The sequence below is a fragment of the Roseomonas sp. TAS13 genome (genome assembly GCF_001950415.1).
In the GTDB taxonomy this organism is placed as follows: Bacteria; Pseudomonadota; Alphaproteobacteria; order Acetobacterales; family Acetobacteraceae; genus Roseomonas; species Roseomonas mucosa.
In genome coordinates, this window is sequence record NZ_BDLP01000182.1 from 1 (window position 1) to 8,769 (window position 8,769).

Sequence of the window (8,769 nt, forward strand, 5' to 3'; positions counted from 1 at the left end):
CTGCGGGGCCGGGTTCGCGCGGGGAATCGCCGCCCACGGGGTCGCCTACGGGGTCGGCCATGGGGTCGGCCGGGGCGCGGCCGGCGGAAGGGGCGTTGGGCTGGCCTGTGGCGGCGGCGGCCGATGCGGCGGCGCCCTCGACCCAGCCGGCCTCGATGCGCGCGGCCTCGTCCTCGAACCGCCCTTCCAGGATGGCGCCGCGCAGGCGTGCCATCAGGGTCTGGTAGTAGCGGATGTTGTGCCAGGTCAGCAGCATCGGGCCGAGCATCTCCTCGGCCTTGAAGAGATGGTTCAGATAGGCGCGCGTGTGCCGCGTGCAGGCCGGGCAGTCGCATTCCGGGTCGAGGGGGCGCGTGTCCTCGGCGAATTTCGCGTTCCGCAGGTTCATCACGCCGCGCGAGGTATAGGCCCGCGCGGTGCGGCCGGAGCGCGTCGGGATCACGCAGTCGAACATGTCGATGCCGCGCCGGACGGCGCCGATGATGTCGGAGGGCGTGCCGACGCCCATCAGGTAGCGCGGCTTGTCCCGGGGCAGCAGCGGCGTGGTGACGTCGAGGGTGGAGAACATCATCTCCTGCCCCTCGCCGACCGCGAGGCCGCCGACCGCATAGCCCTCGAAGCCGATCCCCGTCAGCGCCCGCACGCTTTCGGCGCGCAGGCCGGCATAGACGCTGCCCTGCACGATGCCGAAGAGGCCGTAGCCGGGGCGGGGCACGAAGGCCTCGCGGCAGCGGGCGGCCCAGAGCATGGACTGGCGCATGGACCGCGCAGCCTCCTCCTCCGTGGCGGGGAAGGGGGTGCACTCGTCCAGGCACATGGTGACGTCGGCATCCAGCAGGTTCTGGATCTCGATGGAACGCTCGGGCGTGAGGCGGTGCTTGGAGCCGTCGATATGCGAATGGAAGGTGACGCCGTCGGCATCCATCTTCCGCAGCTTGCTCAGCGACATGACCTGGAAGCCGCCGGAATCCGTCAGGATCGGGCCGGACCAGTCCACCATGCGGTGCAGCCCGCCCAGGCGGCCGACGCGCTCCGCGCCGGGGCGCAGCATCAGGTGATAGGTGTTGCCCAGGATCATGCGGGCGCCGGTGGCGCGCACCGCGTCGGCGGTCATCGCCTTCACCGTGCCGGCGGTGCCCACGGGCATGAAGACCGGCGTCGGCACCTCGCCATGCGCGGTGTGCAGCGTGCCGGCACGGGCGCCGCCATCCGTGGTCTGGAGCGTGAAGGAAAGGGTCAAGGAGCGGAATCCTCCCGCCGCAGCAGCGAGGCGTCGCCATAGGAATAGAAGCGATAGCCGGATGCGATGGCGTGGTCATAGGCCGCGCGCACGCGCGCCGTGCCCGCATAGGCGCAGGCCAGCATGAACAGCGTGCTCTTCGGCAGGTGGAAGTTGGTGAGCAGCACCGGCGCCGAGCGGAAGCGGTGGCCGGGCAGCAGGAAGAGCTCGGTGAGGCCGTGGAAGGGGGCGATCGTGCCATCCTCCCGCGCGGCGCTTTCCAGCAGGCGCAGCGCGGTGGTGCCGACCGCGACGACGCGGCGGGCGGCGTTGATGCGCGCGGCGGTTTCCGGTGCGATCTCGCCCCATTCGGCATGCAGCTTGTGCGCGCGCGGATCGTCGCCGCGCACGGGCAGGAAGGTGCCGGCGCCGACATGCAGCGTCACCGTCGCCCGCCCGATGCCGCGCGCCTCCAGCGCCGCCAGCAGACGCGGGGTGAAGTGCAGCGAGGCGGTGGGCGCGGCGACGGCGCCGGGGCGGTCGGCGAAGACGGTCTGGTAGTCCGCGCGATCCGCCGCCACCGGGCCGCCGGGGCGCTGGATATAGGGCGGCAGCGGCACTTCCCCGGCCCGTTCCAGCGCGGCGAGCAGCGCGGCCTCGTCGGAGCCGAAGTCCACCAGCACGGCGCCGCCCTCCTGCCGCTCCACCACGCGGGGGGCGAGTTCCGGGGCGCCGTCGATGGCCAGCACGTCGCCGGGCCGCAGGCGGCGGGCGTTGCGGGCCAGGGCGTGCCAGGTGCCGCCGCCCTCGGAGCGGTTCAGCAGCAGCTCGATCGCGGCCTCGCCTCGCCGGGCATGGAGGCGGGCGGGGATGACGCGGGTGTCGTTGACCACCAGCAGGTCGCCCGGCTCCAGCAAGCCGGGCAGGTCGGAGACCTGGCGGTCGGCGAGGCCATCGGGGCGGACATCCAGCAGCCGCGCGCTGTCGCGTGGCTGGGCAGGGGACTGGGCGATGGAGGCTTCGGGAAGGGTGAAGTCGAAATCGACCGTCCGGAGGGGCGGAAGGGAATGGGACACGCTACGGACTCGCTGGCAGGCGGCGGCCCCTAGACCGGGCGGCCACGCCTGTCCAGTCTCGCCGCTCCGGCGGAGGGGGCGGCTCAGGTTTCCTTGGCGATGATGCCGTTCAGGGTGCGGCAGGCGGCGACCACGGCGACCAGCAGCACGCCGTTGCGGATCAGCCCTTCCGGCGTGAGGTAGTGGCCGCCGAGAGAGAGCGAGTGGGGAAGCTGCGTCACCACGCTTTGCAGCATCGGGTCGAGGTGCAGGTTGGCGGTGAGGTTCACCAGCACCCACCAGGCGATTCCGGCAATCAGGAACAGGGGCGCCAGGATCTCGGCCACCTGCTCGATGAAGGTCAGGGCAAAGGTCGCCACGCCGCAGACCAGGATGCGCAGCGTCCGGCCCAGGATGGCCTCCAGCCGGGCCGTCAGCGGGCGGTCCGCACGGTCATCCAGAACGCTCCGGCGCGACACACCCGACATCGCCATCCCTCTCGAAAATCTCGCATCGTCCCATGCCCGGCGGTGGGCGCGGGGGCCAGGCCGGGTGAAACCACGCCACCGGCCGGAATGCCAGACTAGACCCGGGGATGGCAGGAAGGCCACCGGGGACCGATCACACTCGCGACGGTTGCAGGAACCGGGCAGGGGGCATGACCGCGGGGACATGCCGGCGGATGGGGCGGGGATGCCGGGAAAGCGCTGGAACGGGGCGGCAGCCTCCCGCCGCTCCGATCGGCCTCAGCGCCTGGGATGCCGGGAAGAACGGACCCGGACAGGAACGGGCGCAGGCTGACCGCCCACTTGCATGGCGGCAGCGGCAACCGCGGCGGCGATGGCAGCTGCGACAAGGGAAATCGTGATCATCATCCTTCCTTTCCCGCCACGGCCGGAAACCGCGTGGCACGATGTTCGGGAACATGGGCGGGCGCAGCAAGTCCTTTGTTGCCCAACCCGTGTTCCACAGCCTCGGCAGGCGTGTTCCGGGCGGCCTTGGCCGGGGGGAAAGCGAACCTCCCGGCCTCCACCGCCTGGAACCCGAGCCCCATGCACCTTCCGCCGGAACCCGGAGCGGGAGCGTGGGGATCGAGGCGCTTCCGCGCCAGGCCTGTCCCATAGATTTTGCGGGCGCGAACCCCGGACAAGGTGCCTTTGGGGAGATCCACCATTGCGGTGGGCGCAACCCATCGTGAGCAGGCCGGGCCCGCGCCTCCGGCGCGGAACCGCCGTCCCGCCCTCCGTCTTGCCAGCGGTGCCCGCATCCTGTGCATTGCGCGTGCTCAACGCACCGGCGGCCCAGCGGTTCGGCAAGTTCACGCGGATGGGGCGGAATCGGCGGAAATTTTCGCCATGGCGCGGCTTGCTGCGCCCGGTACCGCTCGTCCAAGCTCCGCCGCCATGAGCCTGAGCAACATCCAGCCCGACACCGGCCGCTTCCTGGCGGACCTGAACGACCTGCGGAAGATCGGCGCCTTCCGGACCGGCGTGCACCGCCCGACCTTCAGCGAGCAGGACATGGAATCCCGCCGCTGGCTGATGGCGCGGATGGAGGAGGTGGGGCTGGTCCCCGAGATCGACGGCATCGGCAACGTGCTGGGCCGGCATCCCGGGCCGGGGCCGAAGCTGCTGGCCGGGTCGCATATCGAGAGCCAGAACGAGGCCGGCTGGCTCGACGGCGCGCTGGGCGTGGTCTCGGCGCTGAACCTCGCCCGCGCCGGCCTGCCGGTGGACGTGATCGCCTTCGCGGACGAGGAAGGCCACTACGGCTCCTTCATCGGTTCGCGCTCCTTCACCGGGCTGCTGGAGGAAAGCGAGATCGACTGCCTCGCCAACCGCTACCACGGCAAGCCGCTGCGGCAGGCCTTGCAGGAGGCGGGCCTTGCCGGCAGGCCCCGGCTGCGGATGGAGGAAGGCCGCTACAAGGGCTTCCTGGAGATGCATATCGAGCAGGGCACCACGCTGGAAAGCGCCGGTCAGCAGATCGGCGTGGTCACCGGCATCGTGGCCATCTGGCAGTACCGCATCGTCTTCGAGGGCATGCAGGACCATGCCGGCGGCACCACCATGGCGGAGCGCCGGGATGCCGGGCTGGCGGCGGTGCGCCTGCTCGCCTGGCTGGACGGAGAATTTCCCCGCCATTGCGGCGAGCGCACGGTCTGGACCTGCGGCCGCATCGCGCTGGACCCGGGCGCGGCCTCGATCATCCCCGGCAGGGCGGAGGTGCTGTTCCAGTTCCGCGACATCTCGGTGGAGGTGCTGGAGCGGCTGGACGGGGTGCTGCGCCGGGGCGTGCAGGAAAGCAACCGGCGCGAGCGCTGCACGGCGCGGCTGGAGGTGGTGAGCCAGTCGAAGCCCGCCCCCTGCGATCCGCGGTGGCAGGAGATCCTGTCCGAAGCGGCCGAGGCGCTGACCCCGGGCGGCTGGCAGCGCATGCCCTCCGGCGCCGGGCACGACGCCCAGTACATGGCGCCGCACGTGCCGACGGCGATGCTCTTCGTGCCCTCGATCGGCGGCATCAGCCACCATTGGAGCGAGGATACGAAGCCGGAGGACCTCGCCATGGGCCTGCGCGTCATGGCCGAGGGGGCGCGGCGCTTCCTGGCCGGATGAACGAAGGGCGGCGGGGGCTGCTCTTCCTCGGGCGCTTCCCGCAGGGCCTGGTGGCCGGGCCATCGCCCTCCCTCCGGCGTCCCGCCATGCCCTGGAGGCCGCCCGGAAGGCATCCTGGCCGGCCCGCCGCGTGACAGGGGGAGCGGCATCCGGGGCACAGCCCGGCGCCATGCCCATGCGGCCCGGCCGCTTGTGCCGAGAGGCGGCTTACGCCACCCCCCCTTGGACGTGTAGTCTTGTCCCGAGAGTTTCACCCGGGGAGACAGCGTCCGGATGTCCGCACAGGTTGCCAATCTCCGTCCCGGTGGGGCCGCAGACCTTTTCCGGCTGAGAGCCGCCAATTTCAGCCTGCTGGTCCTGCGCCTGCTGGACGCGCGGGTGGAGGCGGTGGTGCCCGCCATCGCCGACCAGTTCCGCCGTGCCCCGGGCTTTCTCCGTAACGCGCCGATCGCCATCGGGCTGGACGACCTGGAGGACGGCGCCCAGGTGGATTTCGGGACGCTGATCCGGGAGCTGCGCGCCGCGGCGATCCAGCCCATCGGCACCACCGGCGGCTCGCCCGCCCTGCGCTCGGCCGCGCTTTCGGCCGGGCTGCCGCCGCTGCGCAGCGTGGGCGAGGCGAAGGAGGAGATCCCGGCCTTCACCCAGGCCCCGCCCGCGCCCGAGCCGGCGGCCCCGGTGGAGGCGCCTCCCGCCCGGCGCACCATGATCGTGGACGGTTCCGTGCGGGCCGGGCAGCGGGTCTGGGCCCAGGGCTGCGACCTGGTGATCAACGGCACGGTCAATCCCGGCGGCGAGGTGATCGCCGACGGCAACGTCCATGTCTGGGGGGCGCTGAAGGGCCGCGCCGTGGCCGGCGGGGCGGAGGATACCGAGGCGCGGGTCTTCGCCTTGCAATTCGACCCCGAACTGGTGTCCATCGCGGGCTACTACGCGGTGCGCGACGGGCTGGGCGAGGCGCCGATCGGCAAGGCGGTGCAGGCGCGGCTGGTGGGCGAGGGCATGCGCTTCGACAGGCTGGGCTGAGGGATACGCGCCGGTTCCGGGGCATGGCGGGTCGGGATGGGGCTGACTCGCCGGGGCCGGTGATGCTGTAAGACGGGTTTCGACAAGGGGGACTGGGCGCGATGGCGCAGGTGATCGTGGTGACTTCGGGCAAGGGCGGCGTGGGCAAGACCACGTCCTCCGCCGCCATTGCGACCGGACTGGCACAGACGGGCAAGAAGGTGGCGGTGATCGACTTCGATGTCGGCCTGCGGAACCTGGACCTGATCATGGGTGTCGAGCGGCGCGTCGTCTTCGACCTGGTGAACGTCATCTCCGGCGAGGCGCGGCTGAGCCAGGCGCTGATCCGCGACAAGCGGGTGGACACGCTGAGCATCCTTCCCGCCTCCCAGACGCGCGACAAGGAGGCGTTGACCAAGGAGGGCGTGGGCAAGGTCATCGACGACCTCGGCAAGGACTTCGACTACATCCTCTGCGACAGCCCGGCGGGCATCGAGAAGGGCGCGCTGCTGGCGCTCTACTTCGCCGACCAGGCGATCGTGGTGACGAACCCCGAGGTCTCGTCGGTCCGCGACAGCGACCGCATCCTGGGTGTGCTGCAGAGCAAGTCCCGCCGCGCCGAGGAGAACAAGGACCCGGTGCGGGAGCACCTGCTCGTCACCCGCTACGACCCCGCCCGGGTGGAGAAGGGCGAGATGCTGAAGCTCGACGACATCCAGGAGATCCTGCGGATTCCCCTGCTGGGCGTGATCCCGGAGAGCGAGAGCGTGCTCAAGGCCTCCAACACCGGCAACCCGGTGATCCTGGATGCCGAGAGCAATGCCGGCCAGGCCTACAAGGACGCGGTGGCGCGCTTCCTGGGCGAGGAGCGGCCGATGCGCTTCCTGGGCGTGGAGAAGAAGGGCCTGCTGTCGCGCCTGTTCGGCGGGAGGGCCGCATGAGTTGGCTCGCCTTCTTCCGCAACCGCAAGCCGGAGCCCCAGACCGCGGCCGCCGCCAAGGACCGGCTGCAGATCATCCTGAGCCATGAGCGGATCAGCCGGAACGGCGAGGATTTCCTGCCCAAGCTGCAGCAGGAGATCGTGGAGCTGGTGGCCCGGCATGTCGCGATCAATCCGGAGAAGGTGAAGGTCGATCTGGAGCGGGGTTCCGATCTCTCGGCCCTGGCCATCACCGTGGAACTGCCGGGCCCCGAGGCGGTGGCGCCGAAACCCGCCGGCAAGCCGCCCGCGGAACCGGCCGGCAAGCCCGGGGCGAAGGCCGAGGAGGACAAGGGAAAGGCGGACAAGGGGGGCGAGAAGGCATCCGCCAAGGTGCCGGAGAAGGCCCGCGAAAAGCACGTCGGCTGAACCCCGTTTCCCACCCGCCGGGATGGCGCGAAGGTTGACCTTCGCGGCCCCGCGCCTTATAGGCCCCGGCCAAATTCGGAAGTGTTTGAGATGAAGATCCGCAACAGCCTCAAGAGCGCCAAGACCCGTGACAAGAACTGCGTGCTGGTGCGCCGCCGTGGCCGCCTGTACGTGCTCAACAAGAAGAACCCCCGGATGAAGGCCCGCCAGGGCTGAGATCCGGGGCGCGGGGAACCCCGGCACGGGCCGGGGGCTTCCCGGACCCTGGCCGGGACAGGACCTGACCGGTTCCGCTCCCCTCCAGACGAAAAAGCCCGCCATGGGGTTCCATGGCGGGCTTTTTCGTGCCGGATCGCCGCCGGGCCTCAGCCCGGGCGGATCGTCGCGATGCGGCGGTCGAGCTGTTCCAGCACCTTGGTGCAGAGCTGCAACTCGTCCTCCGGCAGGCCGGCGAGGAGCTCCTGCTCCATCTCCTGGATACGCGGCCGGACCTGCGCCACGATCGCCTGCCCAGCCGGGGTCAGGCGGAGGCAGCGGGCGCGGCGGTCGTTCTGGTCGGCGTTGCGTTCCACGAAGCCATCCCGTTCCAGCGCATCCAGCAGCCGGACGAGGCTGGGGCGCTCGATCCCCAGCGAGGTGGCCAGGTCCTTCTGGTGCACGCCGTCGCCGAGGTTGGCGAGATGCACAAGAGGCCGCCAGACCGCATCCGTCAGCCCCTCCTGCTGCAGCCGCGTGTCGATCAGGGCCCGCCAGCGCCGCGCCAGCAGCAGGAGGCGGTAGCTGAAATCCCGGTTGGTGGCTGGGGCGTTCGCCGGATCCATGGTGCGAAGGGCTTAGCACGGGAAATCGTTCCGGTCAGGCGCGCCATTTCCCGTCCCTTCGCCGCGCGGCGGAAAACCGGCCCGGAAAGTGGCCCCGGCGGCGGGGCCACGTCCGGCAAGCGGCGCCCCGCCGGCCGCTCCCTAGGGCTTGGTGATGCTGTTGACCGTGCGGTCCATCGAACGGCCCATCGATTCGGCCGGGCCGCTCGGCGGGTCCAGCGTGTCGCGGATCTTCTGGCCGGTGGTCCGTTCGGCACAGGCGGCGAGGCTCACCGCGGCCAGAAGGATCAGGGCGGCGGGCTTCGTGATCGACAAGGGCGTTCTCCTGCGGGGTTTCGCCGGGGCTTAACCGGGCGAATCCGGGCCGGGTTGCAGATAGGCGTGACGGGCTCGCGCAGGTGGCGGGAATGTCACAACGCTTGCGTCGCGCCGCCGGGGCGCCATCCTCAGGCCATGCGCACCGTCCTCGCCCTGCTGTTGCCGACGCTCCTGCTTCCCTCCGCCAGTTTCCAGGCCCAGGCCCAGGCCCAGGCCCAGGCCCAGGCCCAGGCCGCCCGGCGCCCCGATGCTGCCGCCTCGCAGGCCGAGGCCCAGCGCCTGCTGGATGCGCTGGCCCGCGCCCCGGATGCCGGGGCGGCGGCCGTCATCGAGGCGCAGGTCCGTCTGTCTCTTGATCACATCTACGCACAGCTCCACCGTAAGGCGA

General features: G+C 71.2%; 10 protein-coding genes and 1 pseudogene. 6 read left to right on the top strand and 5 right to left on the bottom strand.

Annotation, left to right across the window (positions count from 1 at the left end; all coding sequences use genetic code 11):
* Positions 1–45: 45 nt before the first annotated feature.
* The 3 genes and pseudogenes from tgt to ROTAS13_RS14395 form a co-directional block, all read right to left on the bottom strand.
* Positions 46–1,240 (bottom strand): annotated as a pseudogene (gene tgt / locus ROTAS13_RS14385) (tRNA guanosine(34) transglycosylase Tgt).
* A complete protein-coding gene (queA, locus tag ROTAS13_RS14390; RefSeq protein ID WP_075822676.1) occupies positions 1,237–2,295 on the bottom strand; it encodes a tRNA preQ1(34) S-adenosylmethionine ribosyltransferase-isomerase QueA in 1,059 nt (352 codons plus the stop codon). The pseudogene tgt and the gene queA overlap by 4 nt, the downstream one beginning before the upstream one ends.
* Positions 2,296–2,378: 83 nt before the next feature.
* Entirely contained in the window at positions 2,379–2,768 is a 390-nt protein-coding gene (locus ROTAS13_RS14395; RefSeq protein ID WP_139323367.1) for a hypothetical protein, read from the bottom strand.
* A gap of 909 nt (positions 2,769–3,677) precedes the next feature.
* Here ROTAS13_RS14395 and ROTAS13_RS14400 point away from each other — a divergent pair.
* From ROTAS13_RS14400 to ykgO, 5 genes are all read left to right on the top strand, one after another.
* On the top strand, positions 3,678–4,889 hold the full coding sequence (locus tag ROTAS13_RS14400) for a Zn-dependent hydrolase (protein WP_058389441.1): 1,212 nt from the start codon (positions 3,678–3,680) through the stop codon (positions 4,887–4,889).
* A 273-nt stretch (positions 4,890–5,162) separates the two neighbouring features.
* A complete protein-coding gene (gene minC, locus ROTAS13_RS14405) occupies positions 5,163–5,915 on the top strand; it encodes a septum site-determining protein MinC (RefSeq protein ID WP_019459586.1) in 753 nt (250 codons plus the stop codon).
* A gap of 101 nt (positions 5,916–6,016) precedes the next feature.
* Positions 6,017–6,835, top strand: a complete 819-nt coding sequence (minD, locus tag ROTAS13_RS14410; protein WP_019459585.1) for a septum site-determining protein MinD — start codon at positions 6,017–6,019, stop codon at positions 6,833–6,835.
* Positions 6,832–7,242 carry a cell division topological specificity factor MinE gene (gene minE / locus ROTAS13_RS14415; RefSeq protein ID WP_019459584.1) on the top strand — a complete coding sequence of 137 codons (411 nt, stop codon included), beginning with the start codon at positions 6,832–6,834 and terminating at the stop codon, positions 7,240–7,242. Before minD ends, minE begins: the two co-directional genes overlap by 4 nt.
* A 90-nt stretch (positions 7,243–7,332) precedes the next feature.
* Positions 7,333–7,458, top strand: coding sequence for a type B 50S ribosomal protein L36 (ykgO, locus tag ROTAS13_RS14420; RefSeq protein ID WP_019459583.1), 126 nt, complete (start codon positions 7,333–7,335; stop codon positions 7,456–7,458).
* Between the two features lie 149 nt (positions 7,459–7,607).
* Here ykgO and ROTAS13_RS14425 read toward each other — a convergent pair whose 3' ends face one another.
* Both ROTAS13_RS14425 and ROTAS13_RS27205 read right to left on the bottom strand, forming a co-directional pair.
* Complete coding sequence (locus ROTAS13_RS14425; RefSeq protein ID WP_019459582.1) at positions 7,608–8,063, bottom strand: MarR family winged helix-turn-helix transcriptional regulator; 456 nt, start codon at positions 8,061–8,063, stop codon at positions 7,608–7,610.
* Positions 8,064–8,204: 141 nt separating this feature from the next.
* Positions 8,205–8,378, bottom strand: coding sequence for a hypothetical protein (locus ROTAS13_RS27205; protein ID WP_019459581.1), 174 nt, complete (start codon positions 8,376–8,378; stop codon positions 8,205–8,207).
* 138 nt (positions 8,379–8,516) lie between these two features.
* On the opposite strand from ROTAS13_RS27205, the gene ROTAS13_RS27210 reads away from it, so the two are divergent.
* Positions 8,517–8,769: hypothetical protein (locus ROTAS13_RS27210; RefSeq protein WP_216348655.1), on the top strand; the 253-nt coding region annotated here is incomplete at its 3' end.